Origin of the sequence: Paenibacillus sp. S25 (genome assembly GCF_019454085.1) — a bacterium.
Taxonomy (GTDB): Bacteria; Bacillota; Bacilli; order Paenibacillales; family Paenibacillaceae; genus Paenibacillus; species Paenibacillus polymyxa_B.
Genome location: NZ_CP073683.1, coordinates 2,177,366 through 2,196,352, shown reverse-complemented (window position 1 = coordinate 2,196,352; position 18,987 = coordinate 2,177,366). Strand labels below are relative to the sequence as shown.

Genomic DNA, 18,987 nt, shown 5'->3' with positions numbered 1-18,987 from the left:
CACCCTCCTTATTTGTCTGTCAGGTGACGAACGGCCTTGGCCAATTCTTCAGGGTCCTTGTTGGAAACCAGCTTAGGTGGGTTTAAAGGTGCGAAACCATTATTCCCCTCGTCCGTCTGCTCTGGTTTCGGTTTCAGCAATTCATTCAGGTCTTCATTTTCGTCTGGTGTCGTCAGGTCCAGATTCCCCCCTACGCCATCAACCTGAGAGCTTGCCCGGCTTTGGGCATTCCCCAGATCTGGCCGCGCCACAACACCTAGTGTCCAGCGCAGCACAAATGCAAGTAGGAACCAAAAAACGAAGGCGATCAAGCCACGAATTAAGCTCGTGGTCAGCAGATTGCTGCCAACGGACAACACAAAAGTCAGAATAAATCCGACTACTCCAGACCAAAGATTAATGCGTAAGCTGCCAAATAACATGTTTATAATTCCTTTACACCTTTTTGTACGCTTCGAATATTCAAAACGCCAGTTTCAGAGTCCAACTCAATCGTTCGTCCATAATTGCCACCTGTGTCCTCCGCAATCAAAGGAATGCCGAGATCTACGAGCATTTCCTTGCATGATTCTACATTACGTGGACCAATCCGCATGGTGTCTCCACTACCAGCAAAGGCGAACATCTGCGCTCCCCCTGCCATTTTGGCAATCAGTCTGCGTCGTTCAGCACCCAATTTCAGCATCCGCTCAAATAACTCGGGCAGCGCCGTATCGGCGTATTTAGCAATATTCAGTTGCCCTTCACGTGCAATATCCGAGGATGGTAGCATCACATGTGCCATACCTGCCAGTTTCAAATGAGGATCGTAGAGAGTCAATCCGACGCAGGAGCCAAGTCCTGTAGTACGAATTGAGTTCGGGTTACTGGTAACATTTAAGTCAGCCATACCGACTTTAATGATGCTTTTATCCTCAATCATCGTTCATCGGGACTCCTAACGACCTAAAGATTTTCCCGAACGATTCTGGATCAGGAATCAGGAAAAATTGACCCTCTATCTGATTCTGCCCTTCCAGAAACGATGTGTCAATCAATAATGCAGCATCCCCCATCTGCCCAAACTGCAGCAGTCCGTAGCTAAGAATTGCTCCTGCCATGTCCAACGCCAGCGCAGGGACTGTTGGATACATGGATAAACGTGTAAAATCGGCCAGCGAAGACAGGTATGAACCTGCTAAAATGTTTCCGATCTCCGACAGGGCTGAGTGCTCCATTTCATTAAAACTGTCCTCGTCATCTGAAGGAATATTTGCCAAACGGGAAAGTAAGCCTTTTGCCGCCTGAGGCTGCAATATGAAGAATAGATTGCCTGGGGCTTCCCCTTCTACCCTAAAAAATATTGCAACAACAAGTTGCTCATATCCGCCCACTTTGTCCGCAATTTCCTCAAAGGGCAGCATTTGTACTTTGGGGACACCCATATCGACCGGTTTATTGAGAAGCCGGGAGAGCGCTGTAGCAGCGTTCCCCGAGCCAATGTTGCCGACTTCTTTCAACACATCCAACTTGAAGTCTTCGAGATTTCCAAGATTCTCCATATATTAATCCTCTAAGCCTTCCAGCTGGTTCATTTCGCTACGATTCAGGACTTCCGACAAGTTCAGCATAATCAACAAGCGCTCTTCGCCAATTTTAGCAACTCCGCGAAGGTATTTAGCCTTAACTCCGCCAATCACTTCCGGTGGTGTCTCGATATTGTCAGTATTCAGGTCAATAACATCATTCGCTGAATCAACGATAAAGCCGACTTGCATTTCGCCCACTGCAACGATAATGATGCGAGTTTGATCGGTATATTCAGCTTCAGGCAATCCAAATCGGCCACGAAGATCAATAACCGGAATGACTACGCCTCTCATGTTGAATACGCCTTTAACAAAATCATAGGTTCTTGGAACCCGTGTAATCGGCACCATGCGTTCAATAGATTGGACTTTTTCTACTTCAACACCGTATTCCTCTTCACCAAGCTTAAATACGATAACTTTAATTTCTTCTCCCATGTCTAAAAACCCTCCTTATTGATGTCAGCAACTTCACATTTCTTTCATTTCTGATGAAGACATTATTTAATGAAAACATTCGGGTCAATGATCAAAGCAACCTGACCGTCACCCAGAATCGTGGCGCCTGAAATTCCTTGGATGTTTGGAAGATATTTGCCCAGATTTTTAAGGACAATTTCACTTTGTCCCAAAAAGTCCTGTACGGAAAGAGCTGCCAGACGGTCTCCCTTGCGGATGACCACGACCTCTGTCTCTTCTTCTTCATCTTCATTGAAGTCCGGTACCTCAAACAGCTGACTCAAGGAGATGAGCGGGATATGAGAATCGCGGAAAGCAATCATTTTATTGCCATGTACAGAACGAATTTGCGTCCGTTTGACGATCGCAGTTTCCACAATGGAGGACAATGGAATCGCATATTTTTCAGAACCGATCTGTATCATCATGGCTGCAATAATGGATAGGGTCAGCGGCAATTGCACAGAGAAATTAGTGCCTTGGCCCAGTGTAGAGTGAACCGTAACATTGCCACCCAAAGCGGTGATTTTGGATTTAACAACGTCCAAACCGACACCGCGTCCTGATACGTCTGAAATGACTGCAGCTGTGCTAAAGCCCGGAGCAAACAATACCTGATAGGCTTCCTCGTCGGTCATGACCGCTGCTTGCTCTGCCGTCAAAACCCCTTTAGAAATAGCACTATTTAGTACCTTATCGCGATTAATACCATTTCCGTCATCTTCAATCTCGATGAATACGTTATTTCCGCTATGGAAAGCACGCAAGTTAACCGTTCCTGTCTCAGGTTTACCAGCTGCTATCCGATCGGCTACCGACTCAATGCCATGATCCACGGAGTTACGAAGCAAATGCACCAGAGGATCGCCAATTTCGTCGATAACAGTGCGGTCCATTTCAGTTTCTGCTCCAGTAATAACCAAATCAAGTTTTTTATCCAGCGATTTGGCCAGATCGCGCACCATACGCGGAAAACGATTGAAAACAGTATCTACTGGTACCATCCGCAATTTAAGAACGACGTTTTGCAAATCGCTGCTCACACGACTCATGTGCTCTACCGTTTCTGTCAGTGCTGGATTGGAAGCTTCACTTGCCAACTGCTCTAACCGCACACGGTCAATGAGCAACTCGCTAAATAAGTTCATAAGCACATCCAGACGTTCAATATCTACACGAATCGTACGGTTATGCGTAGGCGCAGCTGCCTTAGCTGCTGGCGCCTTACCTGCAGCTGGCTTAGCCACAGAGGCCGCAGCTGGAGACTGCGGCTGCGAAGGAGCAGGTGGTTGCACGGCAACAGGAGCTTCCTGTACCGCAGCAGTCTCAGCCAGTCCAGCAGTAACTTCGCTCATTTGTTTAAGCGATTCCTGATCTAGTTGTACCACTGAGACAGTCTCAATTTCAGAGATACCCGCGATTTCCTTTTCCAGCTCCCCAACTTCTTTCTGCGTTATGTAATATAACGAGAAGCTTTGCTCGAATTTCTCCTGCTCAATATCCTGTACCGACGGATAGGCCTTGACGATTTCACCAGAGTTTTCCAGCGTATTGAACACCATAAAAGCACGTGCCGCTTTCAACTGGCTATCTGAGCTGATTGTTACCTGTATATAGTGAACACGATGTCCTTCAGAAATAGATTGCTCCAGTACAGAATACTGGAACTGATCCAAGACAAGCCCAGCACTGTCATTTTTGTCCACTTTTTTAGATGGAGACTCCTCAGTCGCGGCATTTGCGCCGGACTTTTGGAAATCTCCGCTCACGATGGATTGTAGTGAAGATACAATAGAGGAGACATCCGCTTTTCCGTCGCCTCCCTCTGTAATGTGCTGCACCATGGACTCCAAAGCATCCAATCCTTTAAATAAGGTATCGAATATAAATTCATGCATCGCCAGCTTGTTGTTACGTACCAGATCAAGAACGTTTTCCATTTGGTGAGTCAGCGATGCTAGGTCTTCAAATCCCATCGTAGCAGCCATTCCTTTGAGGGTATGGGCAGAACGGAAAATCACCTGAACGATGCCTAGATCGGTTGGATTGCTTTCCAGTTGTAGCATTTTTTCGTTAAGAGATTGCAGATGATCATTCGACTCATCAATAAACATGTTTAAATATTGGTTCATGTCCATTGTGAGACACCTCCTCCATGAGTTACACTCCGATTATTTCACAACTTGTACAAGCTTGGGGGCGATCTCCTGCATTGGCAGAAGGTGACGCACACATTTTAACTCTACTGCTGAGCGGGGCATTCCGTACACTACACAAGTTTCCTCATTTTCAGCAAATGTGGATTGCACCCCAGCATCGTAAAGCTTTTTCATCATTTTGGCCCCGTCGCTCCCCATTCCAGTGAGCAATACTAGATGCCGCTCCAACGAGGTTAACGAGAGCAACGATTCAAACATCGTATCTACGGAAGGACGGTGACCATTGCGAGCTTCCTCCATCTTCAGTGACACAGTGTATTTACCACCGGCTCCTGGCACAATTCTTAGTTGATATCCCCCTGGGGCAATGTAGGCCGTTCCAGTCTCCAGCGTCATTCCCTGCTCAGCCTCCACAACTCGGAGTGGACTTAACGTGTTTAAGCGTTGTGCCAGCGAACGAGTGAAGTTTGGCGGCATATGCTGAACGATAACGATTGGAGCAGGAAAATCACCAGGAATGCGTTCCAACAGCGTCTTAAGCGCCCGCGGGCCGCCCGTAGAACATCCCACCGCCACCAGTTTGCGAAAGCTGGACGTGTGCACACCTTTTTTAAGAGAAAATCCCTTAGATGTGGCAGGAACTGTAGGTGCCGTTACTGGAGGCGTAGCAGCCGCAGGAGTAGGCATAGCTGATGAAATCACCGTCTTACGGGGCTCCGGCTTAACCAGCCCTGCTTTATCCTTACCATGCAGCGATTTGCCAGCGGCCGTATTAGAACTGTTTAGTTGCCCTGGTGTTCGTCCCGTCCCCTTGGACAAGTCTTCCTTCTTCTGAACAGAAGATGCTTGGACTGACTTGCTTGGCTGAGCAGCTGGCTGTTCTATGCGCCCCGCTGAAACTGATGTTCCAGACTGTTGTCGTTTAGTTTCCTGCTTGGCTGTTGCAGGGACGGACTTGCCAGCATCACGCTTCGGCTGAGCTGCTACAGCAGGTGAAGGAGCAAGCGGAACAACAGAAGGCTTGTCTGTCGAAGCTTGACTGCTTGTTCGTTTCTCAGTCACAGCCTGTCCTGGAGGCTTTTCCTGTGGCGTTTTTTTCGCTTGTTCCAATGCAGCTTTGCGCTCATTAGCTTCCTTGCGTTCCAGGCGGCTCCGCACTGCTTGCATAGCAGTGTGCATCTGTTCCAGCAGCGCCTTGCTCACTTGCTCAATATCTTGCGCATGAGCAATGGAAGGCTTTCTTATAAAATCGAAAGCTCCTGCCTCCAGAGCCATGATGGTCTCCTTCATACCTTGTTCATTAATGCCTGACAGCATAATAACAGGTAGCGGATGGGCTGCCATAATCAATGGCAATGCTTCAAGACCATTCATTTCAGGCATCTCAACATCCATGGTGACCAAATCGGGCTGCAATTCTTTCACTTTCTCTACAGCCTCTTTGCCATTGGCGGCTGTACCTACGATGTTGAACGACTCATCCCTTACAATTAAATCTGTAATAATTTTGCGCATAAAGGCCGAATCATCTACAACCAGCACCCGGTAAGCACACATGTTAAACACCTCTGTTTCCTCTCATCAAAATCAATGTACAGAACGCCGCAACCATTTTTGCATAAACCCTTTAATTCCACTCAATGCACCTGATTGCGGAATCTGTGGCATTGCTGCAAAACGGTGTGCCAGACTCAATACATCTCTTGAAGCCGCACATCCCGGAAAAGCAACCATAAAAGGTACTTGCCTTTTGACTGCTTGCATGACATGAGTATCATCACTGATATGTCCAAGCAACGGGATTTCGATCTCCAAAAAGCGTTTCGCAACCAGTGCGATCTTATCGGCAACTTGACGGGCCTCATTATCGTTATCGGCACGATTGACTATAATTTTGAATACCGTATCCTTTTGTAACCCGCTGACGACTTTAATTAGCGCATACGCATCTGTTAAGGACGTCGGTTCCGGTGTGGTTACGACCAGGCATTCGTCAGCTGAAGTGATGAATTTAAGGTTTTCTTTGGATAAACCTGCACCTGTATCAAATAGAATGTAATCCATATCTGTCGCCATTTTCTCTACTTCTTCTGCAAAATAATTCAGATCGTTATCCGATAACGTAAACAATTCGCTCAAGCCCGATCCTCCAGCAATATAAGGCAAACCACCTACACCCGTTTGAATAATTTCATCAATTGATTTCTCACGTTTTAGCAGGTGAAGAAGATTGTATTGTGAATTGGCTCCCATTAATACATCAATATTGGCCATACCTATATCAGCATCAAACACAAGTACCTTTCGACCAAGGGATTGCAAAGCCAGAGCAAAGTTCAGCGTAAAATTGGATTTGCCCACCCCGCCTTTACCACTGGTGATCGTTATAATTTTTGCTTGACGATTACGTGGAGGCAATCGATATTTATCCAATGAAGAAGCCATTTGTCTAAGTGATTGGGCTTGGTCACTCATATGGAATCTCCGTTAACTCCTGTTGCTGCTTTGGGTCCAAGCAGCATGCTTGTCACCATTTCTGCATCGGGATGAAGCAGGTCGTCAGGAACATTTTGTCCATTGGTAATATAAGCCAGCTGCATCGGAAAATGATGCAAAAGGTTAAACATCCCACCACAGCTACCTGTCTCGTCCATCTTAGTAAATACAACCTTACCAAGACCAAACTTACTGAAATGTCCAGTTATATTGAGCATATCTTTACTTTTGGATGTCAGACTGAGTACCAGATACGTCTCACTTTCATTAATAGGCGAAAGCAGACTTTGCAGTTCCGAAACAAGTAATTCATTACGATAATTTCGTCCTGCGGTATCCATGAGGATCAGGTCACAATGTTCCAGACGTTGAATGGCTCTGTGGACGTCACCAGGAGATTGCACAACTTCAAGCGGTACATTCAAAATCGTAGCATATGTACGCAGTTGCTCGACGGCTGAAATCCGGTACGTGTCAGAAGTAATAAATCCCACTTTGCGATGATGCTTGAACAACTGCTCTGCTGCTAACTTGGCAATGGTTGTCGTTTTCCCTACTCCGGTAGGACCTGCTACATACACAATTTTGGTATCTTTGGAGATCCCTTTGTCCAGTCTTGTTTGAATAAAACTGGCCACTTCCTCACGAAAGGCTTGTTCCCAATCAAAAGTTTCAGGCGCAAAAGGGTGCTCACTCCGACGCACATATACCTGTTCGAGCCAATACTCCAGTAAATCTCGTTCCACTTCCTGCTCCAGCACACGCTCACAAATCTCTTGCAGCGGCTCCGGCCAAGTACTTTCCAATGAAGAATTTCGGGAAAACCGAGTCATCATGGCTTTCATTTCCCGCAATTCATTAAGCAGAGCCTGATTTTCCTCTACTCCGCTCTTATCTGGAGCACTTACTTCAATGGGCTGTTTAAACAGTTCGCTGGATGATTTCATGTTCGAAAGCAATGCTTCATGATCAAGTGCTTGAGATATAGTCTCCAGATTATTAGCAGACCTAGATGACAAATGCTCAGTTGCTGAAGCAGCTTGTTCTTCATTAATCGTTAATTCAGCTTGTTCTTCTTTGGAACCACCCGTCATCTGCGTTACCCGACGATAAGCTTCTGGAGCAGCTTGTCTGGGAACCACAGGCATAAATGATTTTTCTGGCTGTTCAGGAGCGTTCATTAGAGGTGAAGCCGCCTGGGCAAGTTCTTGTGAAGAGGTTCCAAACCGTCGTGGCTTTTGAGGTTGCTTCTCCTCTACCGCAGCAACCACTTCGATTTTCTTTTTACTGAACATTCCCATGAAACCGCCGACCTTCATTTCCTTTGTACTTAAAATGACGGCGTCTGTTCCTAAGTCACCCCTGATTTGCAGCATAGCTTCTGGCATGGTATCCACTACATAGCGTTTCACTCTCATAAGTTCACCACCCCGACACTTTGAATTTCAACGTTCGGCTCCAGCTCACTATACGACAGCACCGGGACATCCTGCATCGTCCGCTCCATCACTTGCCGCAAATACATACGAATTGTCGGTGACGTTAACACAATAGGCTGCTGTCCAGATTGAATAAGGCGGTTGATTTGCTCCATCATTCTTTGATACACCGTTTGCGTAGACACCGGATCAAGAGCCAAATAGCTACCTTGCTCCGACTGTTGCACGCTTTCAGCAATTTTCTTTTCTAATCCTGGTCCCACTGTAATAACGCGTAACGTCTCCCCTTGTTGGGCAAATTGCTGCGTAATCTGGCGGGACAACGCCTGACGGACATATTCAGTCAGCACGTCGGGATCTTTTGTATAAGTACCATAGTCAGCTAGCGTTTCGAAAATAGTCACCATATCGCGAATGGAGATTTTTTCTTTCAACAGCTTGGCTAGCACTTTTTGTACATCCCCAATCGCAAGCACAGAAGGAATAAGGTCGTCCACCAGCACTGGATAATTCTCTTTGAGATTGTCGACCAGCGACCGTGTTTCCTGTCTGCCAAGCAACTCATGAGCATGTTTCTTGATCGTCTCCGTAAGATGAGTAGCTACAACTGAAGGTGGATCAACTACGGTATAACCAGATAATTCCGCAACATCCTTGGTGTTCTCATCAATCCAGAGCGCAGGCAATCCGAAGGCTGGTTCCGTCGTTTCGATTCCTGTAATAGAATCATCATCGTATCCTGGACTCATAGCCAGGTAATGATTTAACAGAAGCTCTCCGCCGCCCACGGTATTACCTTTAATTTTAATTACATACTCGTTAGGCTTGAGCTGAATGTTGTCCCGAATACGAATGACCGGCACAACCAAACCCAGCTCCAAAGCACATTGACGACGGATCATAATAATCCGATCCAATAAATCCCCGCCCTGCTGTGTATCCGCCAGCGGAATTAACCCGTATCCAAATTCAAATTCAATTGGATCTACCTGAAGCAGATTAATGACACTTTCCGGGCTACGGACTTCTTCAATTTGTTGCTCCTCTTCCAGCTGTTCATCAGCTATCTGCTTGCGCTCCATATTGCCCTGCATTCTTCGAGCCGCGAAAAACAGCAGAATCGCCAGTGGAAGAGTTGTAATGATATGAATAGGTGTGAAAAGCCCCAATAATGCAATTGTGGCAGCCACAATGTAGATCAGTTTTGGATAAGAAAAAAGCTGTCCAGTTAAATCCTCTGCCAAGTTGCCATCCGACGTAGCCCGCGTAACAATCAAACCTGACGCCGTGGATATGAGCAGTGCGGGAATCTGGCTGACCAGTCCGTCACCGATGGTGAGGACAGAATAAGTCGACAGCGCCTCTTGAAATCCTTTTCCCTGAACGGCCATACCGATAATAAAGCCACCGACCAAGTTAATGATCAAAATGATAATACTAGCAATGGCATCACCTTTAACGAATTTACTCGCACCATCCATCGCTCCGTAAAAATCAGCTTCTCGTTCAATTTTACTGCGTCGTTCACGGGCTTGCTGCTCATTGATCAAACCTGCATTTAGATCAGCATCAATACTCATTTGTTTACCTGGCATCGCATCCAATGTAAACCGTGCGCCTACCTCAGCAACCCGCTCAGATCCCTTGGTGATAACAATGAACTGTACGACCACGAGAATGAGAAAGACAACAAAACCGACGGCAATTTGCCCTCCTGCAATCCAACTACCAAACGTAGCAACTACTTCCCCTGCATGGCCCTCACCTAAAATAAGTTTGGTTGTAGAAATATTAAGTGCCAAACGAAACAACGTTGTAATGAGCAGCAATGAAGGGAAAATAGAGAACTGTAATGCTTCCTTCGTATTCATAGAAACGAGTAGAATCATCAAAGCAATAGAAATATTAATGACGAGTAGGATATCCAGCAGCCATGATGGGATCGGGAGAATCATCATAAGAACGATACCGATGACGCCTGCAAGGACAGTTATTTCTTTTATTTTCACGGGTCTCTAGCCCTCCGATCCCTTTATTTCACTTTACCTTTTAATTTATATACATACGCCAGCACTTCGGCAACGGCCTGGAACAGATCAGCTGGTATCGCATCCCCGATTTCGGCTCGTTGAAACAGCGCCCGCGCCAGCGGCTTGTTTTCCATCGTTATCACGCCGTTTTGCTTGGCAATTTCTTTAATTCGGAGTGCAACGTAATCTTGCCCTTTCGCAATAATCTGCGGCGCTTCCATCTCCGAACCGTCATATTTCAAAGCCACAGCAAAGTGCGTAGGGTTGGTGATGATGACATCTGCATTAGGAACCTCCTGCATCATACGCTGCATAGCCATACGGCGCTGACGCTCGCGAATTTTCCCCTTGATCAGCGGGTCACCCTCCATTTTCTTGTATTCATCCTTAATGTCCTGTTTGGACATTTTCAGGTTTTTCTCATGCTCGTAACGTTGATACATATAATCCAACACCGCTAAAACGAACAGCACCACACCAATTTTGAGCCCCAGTTCCATTGTTAATGAAGCTGTAAAGCTCAACATCTGATCGCCGGACATTTCAGCTAGTTTGGGTAGGTCAGCCTTCGTTTTCCAGAGTACGCTGTACACCAGATAACCAATTACGGTCATCTTTAAAACAGATTTCAGGAATTCAACCAATGACCTCATGGAAAAAATATTTTTGAATCCTTTAATCGGATCAATCTTGCTAAACTTGGGCGTAATGCCCTCTCCGGTTAATAAAAAACCGATCTGCATGTAATTTGCTACTATCCCGATGACAATAGCCCCAATAAAAATAGGTGCCAGCATAATCAAGATTTGCACGCCGTACTCGCCCATCATCAGCAGCGTTGTGTTCGGCGTTACCTCCATAGAGAGCCGATTCACAAAAATATCTCGAAATAGTCGAACAGCATGCTCCTTAAAATACCCGCCGAAAATCATGAGGCAAAAAAACGTAACCAGCAGGACACCAGCGGCGGGCAACTCCATGCTTTTGGCAACCTGCCCCTTTTGTCTTGCATCCTGTTTCTTTTTGGGTGTAGCTTTTTCCGTTTTTTCCCCTGAGAACAACTGCAGGTTCATAGCATATTTAAATGACAAACTACGTTCCTCCAGACCAGACATTAAGGACGATTACCCATAATATCCAACAAGTTGCGCATGGATTCGAACATCACAGAAAACAATCTTTCGAATATAAAAGCAAAACTTGGCATGAGAAGCAGTAACATGAACAGTCCCACAATAATTTTAAGAGGTACACCAATAACAAAAATGTTGAATTGTGGCGCTGTTTTAGCTAAAAAACCGAGTCCCACATCTGTTAAAAAGGTAGCCACTACAATGGGAGCAGCAATTTGAAAAGCAAGCATAAATGATTCCGCAAAAGAACGTACCAGGAATTCAGTTACACTGCCACCATACAGCTTTACAAAAAAATCATTTGTCAACGGTACCCAATCATAGCTGTATAAGATAGCATTTAGCAGATGATGGTGCCCATTTATACTTAAAAAGAATAATACAGCTATGGCAAACTTAAAATTCCCCGTTAAAGGCGTTGAAGCCCCTGTCATGGGATCAAACACACTCGCCATTCCGAAACCTACCTGAAGGTCTATAAATGAACCTGCGGTTTGGATCGCTGTCATGAACAGATATGCAGTAAACCCCAATAACAACCCAATCAGCACTTCACGGCCCACTAAGAGCACATACGCTACATCGGTCGGTACCTGTTGATGCGTACCATATGTAAGATACACGACCAAAGCTAGAAATCCTGAAATTCCGACCTTAAAGATATTAGGTACCCCTCGGGTTGAAAAAATAGGCGCTACTACAAAAAACGAGGTAATCCGACAAAAAATCAGCAAAAAAACAGGAAAACTCTGTAACAATATGTTCATAACATTCAGCCTAACCTATATATTTGTACAAATTGTCCAGAATGTTATACGTAAAGTCCACTAATGTGGTCAATATCCAGGGCCCGAACAAAAGCAATGCCAGCAATACGGCGACAATCTTCGGAACAAAGGCCAGTGTTTGCTCCTGAATTTGGGTTGTCGCCTGAAAAATGCTGATAATCAAACCCACGACTAGCCCCAAAATCAGCATCGGAGCGCTCACCTTGAGTACAATGTACACCGCTTGCCCAGCCAGGGAAATAATAAACTCCGAAGTCATTGCCGTCCTCCTTGATTGCTGTCCTTGCATGAAGTATTCATGTGTTAAAACTCAGAAGCAATGATTTGACAACCAAATACCAACCATCTACAAGTACGAAAAGCAGTATTTTAAAAGGAAGTGAAATCATTACAGGTGGTAGCATCATCATCCCCATAGCCATGAGTGTACTCGACACCACAATGTCTATAACTAAAAATGGTATGAAAATCATAAAGCCCATCTGAAATGCCGTTTTCAACTCACTGATTGCATAAGCCGGAACCATCACCGTTAGTGGAATATCCTGATAATTCTTTGGTTTTTCCATCTTGGTGTATTTCATAAAGAGCAGTAGATCCTTCTCACGTGTATGAGAGAACATAAAGGTCTTGATCGGTACCGATGCCTTATCCAGCGCCTGAGACTGTGTTATATCCCCCTTGAGATACGGCTGAAGTGCAGTTTCATTCATAGCTGAGAATGTCGGTGCCATAATGAATAAAGTGAGAAACAAAGCCAGTCCGACAAGCACCTGATTAGGCGGCATCTGCTGGGTTCCCAGCGAAGTTCGCACAAAACCAAGCACAATCACAATTCGCGTAAAACTTGTCATAAGTACAAGCAACGCGGGCGCTACACTAATGACAGTAATAAGTAAAATAATAGACAGCGAGGTGGCACCGGGCTGTCCTTTGTCCGAATTGCCGACTTGAATATCAATGTTCGGAATCGGTTCCGCAGAGGCCGCCGTCACCGAAATGAAGCTGAACAAGACAAGCAGCAAACATGCAAGTATAATCTTTTTTCTCATGAATCTCCCGACCGATCTGTAGTATTCTCCTCATTGCGCAGCTTTTCAAGTTTATCCTTGCGATTCGGCATTTGCCGAAGCTTGGATTCAAACATCTCGTGAAAAGATGTCTCCTCTTCAGGCTGCTGCTGTGCCGCGTTGTTCCGGCGAAGCTTATCCGCAATTTTAGCGAATAGCGGGGCAATCGGGCCGCGCTGCAGAGAAGCTTCTTGCTCCAGTGCGGCCAAAATTTGCTCCACTTCTTCAGGATCGGATACTTTGTCAACAAGCCGGATATCTTCTCCCACACCAATGAGGTACACACTGCTACCAACTTCAACAAGCTGAAGGGATTTATTGGGACCAAGTCCCACGCCTCCCAGTATGCGAACGGAGCGGTTGCTGAACCAGCTCTGATTTCTTTTACTCAAAAACCGTATCAAGTACACGATCAGTACGATGATAAAGATTAGCACGAAAAGGACCCAGGCAATGTTGCCTATATTGCTGGATGTACTCAATGCGTCAGAGGCACCCTGTTGTGTATCCATACTGGGTGCGCCTTACACACCCAGTGTTTTGTTGATGGCTTCGATAACCCGATCCGATTGGAAAGGCTTAACGATAAAATCTTTTGCGCCAGCTTGAATGGCATCAATAACCATTGCTTGCTGACCCATCGCGGAACACATGATAACCTTTGCGTTCGCGTCAATTTGTTTGATTTCCTTCAGAGCGGCAATGCCGTCCATTTCAGGCATCGTGATATCCATCGTAATCAGGTCCGGACGAAGCTCCTTGAATTTTTCAATGGCCTGTGATCCGTCCTGGGCCTCTCCTACTACTTCAAATCCATTTTTGGACAGGATGTCCCGAATCATCATTCTCATAAATGCAGCATCGTCCACGATCAAAATACGGTTTGCCATCTGAAATAAATCCTCCCTAAATTATGCTTTTATTGTAATTTTTGAATACGGTCCCATTGGCTTACAATATCTGTTACACGCACGCCAAAGTTCTCGTCGATTACGACAACCTCGCCCTTGGCAATCAGTTTGTTGTTAACCAAAATGTCCACCGGCTCCCCGGCAAGCTTGTCCAGTTCAATAATTGAACCTTGTGAGAGCTCCAGAATATCTTTAATTTGCTTTTGGGTCCTTCCTAATTCTACGGTGACTCTAAGGGGAATGTCCATCAATAAATTTAAATTGTTTTCATCCACTTGCGCAAATGCACCGGACTGCAAGTTAGAAAATTGTACAGGTTGTACATTTACATTACGTCCCGGTACTGCGCCGTAGTGATGAGGCGTTCCGTAAGGAGCTTGCGGTGGTACACCAGCTGGCATTCCATAACCCGGTGTTCCATAGCCTGGAGCGCCCTGCTGCCCGTATCCCGGGTCTTGAGGATACATTGGCGGTTGTTGCCCATAGCTTGGGTCTTGCGGCGCCTGCGCGGCTGCAGGCGGCTGCTGATAGGCTGGTGCAGGCGGTTGCTGCGGAACGCTAGCTTGTTGCGGCGCTTCAGGAGTTGCTGTTGCAGCTACCTGCTGTGCGGACGCTTGCGGTTGTTCCTCTTCCTCTCCGCCATTCATTAGGATGCTCACCATTTTTTTGGCGAAATTAACAGGTAACAGTTGCATCAGCGTAGAGTCAATAAGATCCCCGATCAATAACCGGAAGGATACTGTAATGAGCGTCTCTTCATCCGGCAGACTGGATACTCCATCACCGTGCATAGGATCCAAAATATCAATCCCCGGTGGAGAGATATTAACAAAACGATTAAACATGGTAGACATAGAGGTCGCCGAAGATCCCATCATCTGGTTCATCGCTTCCTGCACGGCACTGATGTGGATTTCATTCAATTCTTCATCTACTGGGTTTCCTTCACCACCAAGCATTAAGTCCGCTATCACTTGTGCATCACGCTTTTTGATTACGAGTGAGTTAATACCCTCGAATCCATCGACATAATTTACATGTACAGCTACGTGTGGCTTTGGAAATGCAGTTTCAAATTCAGAACGGGTAATAATTGAAACTTTAGGTGTCGTAATATCCACCTTTTGACCGAGCAGTGTGGAAAGAGCCGTAGCTGCGCTGCCGAACGTTATATTACCGATTTCCCCGAGAGCATCCTGCTCCAGAGGAGTCAGAAAATCGTCAACGGTCTTGTTGGCGGGAGTAGAATCCGTCCCCGCTTCAGACTGTTTCAGCAAGGCATCGATTTCCTCCTGGGACAAATAGTCTTTACTCGTCAATTTCTTCAACTCCTTCGTTGACAATTTCATCAATTTGTACGGCAACACGATCTCTTACCATGCCGGGACTTCCCATAAACTTCAATTTCTCGCCTACCCGGATGGATAGTCCTTCTTTGACAGGCTTGTTCAATGAAATGACATCCCCTACCGAAAGACCCAGAAACTCGGCTACATTTATCCGGGATTCACCCAACTCCGCAATAATAGGGAGCTCTGCTTTGGTGACCCGTAATCTCAAGGCATCGATCTCTTCGGGCGCCCTTGATTTCTTTTCGGATGTAAACCACTGGTGCGTGGACAGTCTGGCCATAATGGGTTCCAATACCACGTGCGGGATACAGAGGTTAATCATCCCTGTGGTATCACCAATTTTGGTGCTAAGCGAAATCAGAGCAATCGTTTCATTCGGCGAAACAATCTGCATAAACTGCGGATTTGTTTCCATCGCCTCTAGGCGCGGTTCAATGTCTAGTACCGTTTTCCAAGCCTCTTGCAGGCTATCAAAGGTACGACTGAAAATTCGCTCCATGATCGTCGTCTCGATTTCGGTCAACGCAGCAACCTTTGACGGTGCCGAACCTGTTCCTCCGAGAAGCCTGTCCAACATGGCATAAGCAACGTTCGGGTGAACCTCAAGCACCATACGGCCTTCCAGCGGTTCAGCTTCAAAAATGTTTAGAATGGTCATTTTCGGAATGGAGCGAATGAATTCATCATAAGGAAGCTGCTCCACCTGAACGACATTAATTTGGACAAAAGTACGAAGCTGCGCTGAAAAATATGTGGTCAGATACCGTGCAAAGTTCTCGTGTATCCGCGTCAGACTCCGTATATGATCCTTGGAAAACCTAAGCGCTCTTTTAAAATCATAAGCGCGAACTTTCTTTTGGGTATCTTCCTTTTTAAGTTCTTCCGCATCCATTTCACCGGACGAAAGAGCTGCTAAAAGGGCATCAATTTCCCCTTGTGACAGTACATCCACCAATGTTATTCACCCCCTTACGTGTTCCTGACAAGTTCACCTGGAATCAAATGGCTGCCAGCAAAAAGTCTGTAATTTTGGCGTTCCCCAGGTGACCTTCAGGGAGCGACTTGTTGATGAGATCCGTCAGCTTGTCACTGAACTGGTCCCGGCCTTTAGCCGTTCTGAGCTCATCAGGTTTGGTGTCTGCAAGTAATTGAATAACGATGGGCTTAATACTGATATCTTTGATTTTTTCAAAAGATTCTTTTGCTTTGGCATCGTTCAATTGAAAAGATAGGTTCATCTGGACAATGTAATCTGCGTCTGCCAAATTCGTTTTGATACCGGTAATTTCAGAGCTCACTTCCACCAATTCATCTGCTGACAATCTTGGAAGTTGCTCTGCTTGAGCAGCTTGCGCATTCGGTATGACTTCCGACTTCTTCCCGCTAAGCGCTGGTATAAGTACAAAGGCCGCGCCTGCAATCAAAGTAATCGCGAGTAAAATTGTAATGAGCCATGGCAGCATCTTCTTCATTCGTCTTCCTCCATTTGTTGCACTTTTATCGTGGCGGCATGCATGCCGATTTCACGGCTGTAACCCTTGATCAAGGAGACGACATCTGCCGCTTTTTCCAATACAATCAACCGTTTCCCCGTCACCAAAGTGACGTATGTATCCGGTGTTTCCTCCACAGTCTCAATGAGCAGCGCATTAAGCCACATAGGCGAGCCGTTCAGCCGCGTTAACGGGATCATCGTAACACCAACCTCCTGATAGGTGCGGAGGAGCCTCTACTCCTCCGCGTTTAAATGAGATTATCGTTTCAAGTTTACAACTTCCTGAAGCACTTCATCCGAGGTCGTAATGATACGCGAGTTCGCTTGGAATCCGCGCTGAGCTACGATCATTTCGGTAAATTCGCCTGTCAGATCAACGTTGGACATTTCCAGCTGACCCGCGATGATAGCTCCACGCCCCTCTGAGTTGGCTGCTCCAGGCTCAATTGCATCAATATTTGAGTTGACCGTAGTACGGTACAAGCTCCCACCGATTTTTTCTAAACCTTCTGGATTCGTGACTCTGGCTAATCCAATTTGTGTACCATTATCAACTGTTCCGTCATCCAATTGTTGTACAATTGTACCGTCCTGCGAGATGGAGAATGCTGTAACATTGTCAGCAAGTGTGATAGGATCTCCACCCGCATCTCCTACGAAAAATCCATCAGAAGTAACCAGATTTCGGTTCGCGTCAACATGAAAATCGCCCGCACGAGTCAGATAAGGAACTTCCTGTGCATCATTCATTTTGACCAGGAAAAATCCGTCACCGTTAATACGTAAATCCGTTGGGTTGTTCGTAGTCATTGCACTACCTGGAAGATGCAGTGTATCAATTGAGCTGACCGATACCCCCAAACCTACCTGCTTGGCATTCTGCCCGGCGGTTGTTGTTCCGTCTGGTGCACTTGCGCCTGAACTCGTTTGGCTCAAGATATCCTTGAACATCACTCGGCTGGACTTGAAGCCTGTAGTATTTACGTTTGCAATGTTGTTACCGATAACGTCCAGCTTCGTTTGAAAGCCCTTCATGCCCGATACACCTGAATACATTGATCTCAACATTGAGTATAAATCCTCCTCTGATTGGTTGCTTAGTTGACCGCATCAGTCGATCCGCGGCTTTTTCATGGCTTTCCTATTCGGGCCAGCCACTTCGTATACATTTTTCATGAAATAATTACAGCACTATCTATCTGCGTAAATACGTTATCCTCCATGGATTTCTTATCCATCGCGGTAACAACTGTTCGATTAGGTACACTTACAATCAAAGCCATATCCTGCATTAAAATCAATGATTCTTTGGCGCCTTTGGCAGCTGCTTTATCCACAGCAGAGTTGATTTTCGCCATTTGGTCACTTCTCAACTCTATTCCCCGCTGCTCCAGACGCTTGGCTGCATGGTTGCTCAGCTTGAGCACCTGATCCTGCAACACCTGACCGAACGGTCTGGCATCCTTGGATACCGAATTCACTCGGTTTTGTGTGATTGCTGCCGGGGGCACGTTGGCGGGAAAAAGGCGTCCGACCGTTATCCTGTCATTCATGAGTTCTCACCGCTTCCAGTAGAGGAAGAAGATGAAGTATCCAATTTATCTGTAGCGGGAGTCGTTGTGTTAGCTTGGCTCACTGATGTTACATCTTTTAATGCCACCTCAGCCGCTCCCATTTTGGCATACTGCACACCGTCGCGAATAACGATGGAATCTACGATTCCACTTTTTACTGTACCCGCACCTGTTTCACCTGTAATGGAGTCTTTTTTACCTGCCTCAATCCAGCTGACTTCTTTTCCTATCAAACCGGAAGCCGTACCTAAAGACTGTCCCAATGCATTCAACTGCGTAGAAATGTTCATTAGTTGTTCCACCGAGGAAAACTGGGCCATTTGAGCGATAAATTCTTTATCCTCCAAAGGCTGCATCGGATCCTGATTTTGTAGCTGGGTGATCAAAATTTTCAGAAATTGATCTTTACCCATCGTTTTAGTATCCTTGGCACTTGCTGTTTTGACATTGTTCACATTGTAATTCGGCCAGACGTTACTGGTGGATACATTGTTGTCTGTAGTCGTCATTGTG

General features: G+C 46.0%; 22 protein-coding genes. All 22 read right to left on the bottom strand.

Translation table 11 applies throughout. The features are described 5' to 3' along the window. Nucleotides 1-8 precede the first annotated feature (8 nt). The gene (locus KAI37_RS09700) at nucleotides 9-422 is read right to left on the bottom strand and encodes a hypothetical protein (protein WP_013309910.1); all 414 of its coding nucleotides are present in this window, start codon (nucleotides 420-422) and stop codon (nucleotides 9-11) included. A gap of 2 nt (nucleotides 423-424) precedes the next feature. Further along, nucleotides 425-922, bottom strand: coding sequence for a chemotaxis protein CheD (locus KAI37_RS09695; protein ID WP_010346358.1), 498 nt, complete (start codon nucleotides 920-922; stop codon nucleotides 425-427). After that, the gene (locus KAI37_RS09690) at nucleotides 915-1,541 is read right to left on the bottom strand and encodes a chemotaxis protein CheC (protein ID WP_071640509.1); all 627 of its coding nucleotides are present in this window, start codon (nucleotides 1,539-1,541) and stop codon (nucleotides 915-917) included. The genes KAI37_RS09695 and KAI37_RS09690 overlap by 8 nt, the downstream gene beginning before the upstream one ends. Before the next feature lie 3 nt (nucleotides 1,542-1,544). Then, nucleotides 1,545-2,006: a chemotaxis protein CheW gene (locus KAI37_RS09685; RefSeq protein ID WP_007430046.1), complete on the bottom strand. Its 462-nt coding sequence runs from the start codon at nucleotides 2,004-2,006 to the stop codon at nucleotides 1,545-1,547. 62 nt (nucleotides 2,007-2,068) lie between these two features. Next, nucleotides 2,069-4,165 carry a chemotaxis protein CheA gene (locus KAI37_RS09680; RefSeq protein ID WP_071640507.1) on the bottom strand — a complete coding sequence of 699 codons (2,097 nt, stop codon included), beginning with the start codon at nucleotides 4,163-4,165 and terminating at the stop codon, nucleotides 2,069-2,071. 33 nt (nucleotides 4,166-4,198) lie between these two features. Continuing rightward, entirely contained in the window at nucleotides 4,199-5,743 is a 1,545-nt protein-coding gene (locus KAI37_RS09675; RefSeq protein ID WP_076292654.1) for a chemotaxis protein CheB, read from the bottom strand. Between the two features lie 30 nt (nucleotides 5,744-5,773). Continuing rightward, nucleotides 5,774-6,661: a MinD/ParA family protein gene (locus KAI37_RS09670; protein ID WP_220031136.1), complete on the bottom strand. Its 888-nt coding sequence runs from the start codon at nucleotides 6,659-6,661 to the stop codon at nucleotides 5,774-5,776. After that, complete coding sequence (gene flhF, locus KAI37_RS09665) at nucleotides 6,658-8,100, bottom strand: flagellar biosynthesis GTPase FlhF (protein ID WP_071640501.1); 1,443 nt, start codon at nucleotides 8,098-8,100, stop codon at nucleotides 6,658-6,660. The genes KAI37_RS09670 and flhF overlap by 4 nt, the downstream gene beginning before the upstream one ends. Continuing rightward, complete coding sequence (gene flhA / locus KAI37_RS09660; RefSeq protein ID WP_016820963.1) at nucleotides 8,097-10,130, bottom strand: flagellar biosynthesis protein FlhA; 2,034 nt, start codon at nucleotides 10,128-10,130, stop codon at nucleotides 8,097-8,099. Before flhA ends, flhF begins: the two co-directional genes overlap by 4 nt. Before the next feature lie 23 nt (nucleotides 10,131-10,153). Continuing rightward, nucleotides 10,154-11,266, bottom strand: coding sequence for a flagellar biosynthesis protein FlhB (gene flhB, locus KAI37_RS09655; RefSeq protein WP_220031135.1), 1,113 nt, complete (start codon nucleotides 11,264-11,266; stop codon nucleotides 10,154-10,156). Beyond that, nucleotides 11,266-12,051, bottom strand: a complete 786-nt coding sequence (fliR, locus tag KAI37_RS09650; protein ID WP_023988198.1) for a flagellar biosynthetic protein FliR — start codon at nucleotides 12,049-12,051, stop codon at nucleotides 11,266-11,268. Before fliR ends, flhB begins: the two co-directional genes overlap by 1 nt. 10 nt (nucleotides 12,052-12,061) lie before the next feature. Next, entirely contained in the window at nucleotides 12,062-12,331 is a 270-nt protein-coding gene (gene fliQ, locus KAI37_RS09645; protein WP_007430038.1) for a flagellar biosynthesis protein FliQ, read from the bottom strand. A 37-nt stretch (nucleotides 12,332-12,368) separates the two neighbouring features. After that, complete coding sequence (gene fliP / locus KAI37_RS09640; RefSeq protein ID WP_013309901.1) at nucleotides 12,369-13,124, bottom strand: flagellar type III secretion system pore protein FliP; 756 nt, start codon at nucleotides 13,122-13,124, stop codon at nucleotides 12,369-12,371. Then, nucleotides 13,121-13,654 (bottom strand): flagellar biosynthetic protein FliO, encoded by a 534-nt coding sequence (locus KAI37_RS09635; RefSeq protein WP_023988197.1) that lies wholly within the window; start codon nucleotides 13,652-13,654, stop codon nucleotides 13,121-13,123. The genes fliP and KAI37_RS09635 overlap by 4 nt, the downstream gene beginning before the upstream one ends. Nucleotides 13,655-13,666: 12 nt before the next feature. Continuing rightward, nucleotides 13,667-14,032 (bottom strand): response regulator, encoded by a 366-nt coding sequence (locus KAI37_RS09630; RefSeq protein WP_010346372.1) that lies wholly within the window; start codon nucleotides 14,030-14,032, stop codon nucleotides 13,667-13,669. A 29-nt stretch (nucleotides 14,033-14,061) separates the two neighbouring features. Next, nucleotides 14,062-15,372, bottom strand: a complete 1,311-nt coding sequence (gene fliY, locus KAI37_RS09625) for a flagellar motor switch phosphatase FliY (RefSeq protein ID WP_023988196.1) — start codon at nucleotides 15,370-15,372, stop codon at nucleotides 14,062-14,064. Next, nucleotides 15,362-16,360, bottom strand: coding sequence for a flagellar motor switch protein FliM (gene fliM / locus KAI37_RS09620; RefSeq protein ID WP_023988195.1), 999 nt, complete (start codon nucleotides 16,358-16,360; stop codon nucleotides 15,362-15,364). Before fliM ends, fliY begins: the two co-directional genes overlap by 11 nt. A gap of 43 nt (nucleotides 16,361-16,403) precedes the next feature. Continuing rightward, nucleotides 16,404-16,877 carry a flagellar basal body-associated FliL family protein gene (locus tag KAI37_RS09615; RefSeq protein WP_023988194.1) on the bottom strand — a complete coding sequence of 158 codons (474 nt, stop codon included), beginning with the start codon at nucleotides 16,875-16,877 and terminating at the stop codon, nucleotides 16,404-16,406. Next, on the bottom strand, nucleotides 16,874-17,098 hold the full coding sequence (locus KAI37_RS09610) for a flagellar FlbD family protein (RefSeq protein WP_013309896.1): 225 nt from the start codon (nucleotides 17,096-17,098) through the stop codon (nucleotides 16,874-16,876). The genes KAI37_RS09615 and KAI37_RS09610 overlap by 4 nt, the downstream gene beginning before the upstream one ends. Before the next feature lie 60 nt (nucleotides 17,099-17,158). Then, nucleotides 17,159-17,968: a flagellar basal-body rod protein FlgF gene (gene flgF / locus KAI37_RS09605; protein ID WP_071640489.1), complete on the bottom strand. Its 810-nt coding sequence runs from the start codon at nucleotides 17,966-17,968 to the stop codon at nucleotides 17,159-17,161. Nucleotides 17,969-18,072: 104 nt separating this feature from the next. After that, a complete protein-coding gene (locus KAI37_RS09600) occupies nucleotides 18,073-18,453 on the bottom strand; it encodes a TIGR02530 family flagellar biosynthesis protein (protein ID WP_023988192.1) in 381 nt (126 codons plus the stop codon). Beyond that, a complete protein-coding gene (locus KAI37_RS09595; RefSeq protein WP_076292649.1) occupies nucleotides 18,450-18,983 on the bottom strand; it encodes a flagellar hook capping FlgD N-terminal domain-containing protein in 534 nt (177 codons plus the stop codon). The genes KAI37_RS09600 and KAI37_RS09595 overlap by 4 nt, the downstream gene beginning before the upstream one ends. Nucleotides 18,984-18,987: the final 4 nt, after the last annotated feature.

Coding starts and splice junctions, on each gene's coding strand:
- KAI37_RS09690 (WP_071640509.1), bottom strand. CDS start 1,541: ATGGAGAATCTTGGAAATCTCGAAGACTTCAAGTTGGATGTGTTGAAA.
- flhF (WP_071640501.1), bottom strand. CDS start 8,100: ATGAGAGTGAAACGCTATGTAGTGGATACCATGCCAGAAGCTATGCTG.
- KAI37_RS09680 (WP_071640507.1), bottom strand. CDS start 4,165: ATGGACATGAACCAATATTTAAACATGTTTATTGATGAGTCGAATGAT.
- fliQ (WP_007430038.1), bottom strand. CDS start 12,331: ATGACTTCGGAGTTTATTATTTCCCTGGCTGGGCAAGCGGTGTACATT.
- KAI37_RS09700 (WP_013309910.1), bottom strand. CDS start 422: ATGTTATTTGGCAGCTTACGCATTAATCTTTGGTCTGGAGTAGTCGGA.
- KAI37_RS09630 (WP_010346372.1), bottom strand. CDS start 14,032: ATGGCAAACCGTATTTTGATCGTGGACGATGCTGCATTTATGAGAATG.
- flgF (WP_071640489.1), bottom strand. CDS start 17,968: ATGTTGAGATCAATGTATTCAGGTGTATCGGGCATGAAGGGCTTTCAA.
- flhB (WP_220031135.1), bottom strand. CDS start 11,266: ATGTCTGGTCTGGAGGAACGTAGTTTGTCATTTAAATATGCTATGAAC.
- KAI37_RS09695 (WP_010346358.1), bottom strand. CDS start 922: ATGATTGAGGATAAAAGCATCATTAAAGTCGGTATGGCTGACTTAAAT.
- KAI37_RS09600 (WP_023988192.1), bottom strand. CDS start 18,453: ATGAATGACAGGATAACGGTCGGACGCCTTTTTCCCGCCAACGTGCCC.
- KAI37_RS09595 (WP_076292649.1), bottom strand. CDS start 18,983: ATGACGACTACAGACAACAATGTATCCACCAGTAACGTCTGGCCGAAT.
- fliP (WP_013309901.1), bottom strand. CDS start 13,124: ATGAGAAAAAAGATTATACTTGCATGTTTGCTGCTTGTCTTGTTCAGC.
- fliR (WP_023988198.1), bottom strand. CDS start 12,051: ATGAACATATTGTTACAGAGTTTTCCTGTTTTTTTGCTGATTTTTTGT.
- KAI37_RS09675 (WP_076292654.1), bottom strand. CDS start 5,743: ATGTGTGCTTACCGGGTGCTGGTTGTAGATGATTCGGCCTTTATGCGC.
- KAI37_RS09685 (WP_007430046.1), bottom strand. CDS start 2,006: ATGGGAGAAGAAATTAAAGTTATCGTATTTAAGCTTGGTGAAGAGGAA.
- KAI37_RS09670 (WP_220031136.1), bottom strand. CDS start 6,661: ATGAGTGACCAAGCCCAATCACTTAGACAAATGGCTTCTTCATTGGAT.
- KAI37_RS09615 (WP_023988194.1), bottom strand. CDS start 16,877: ATGAAGAAGATGCTGCCATGGCTCATTACAATTTTACTCGCGATTACT.
- KAI37_RS09610 (WP_013309896.1), bottom strand. CDS start 17,098: ATGATCCCGTTAACGCGGCTGAACGGCTCGCCTATGTGGCTTAATGCG.
- KAI37_RS09635 (WP_023988197.1), bottom strand. CDS start 13,654: ATGGATACACAACAGGGTGCCTCTGACGCATTGAGTACATCCAGCAAT.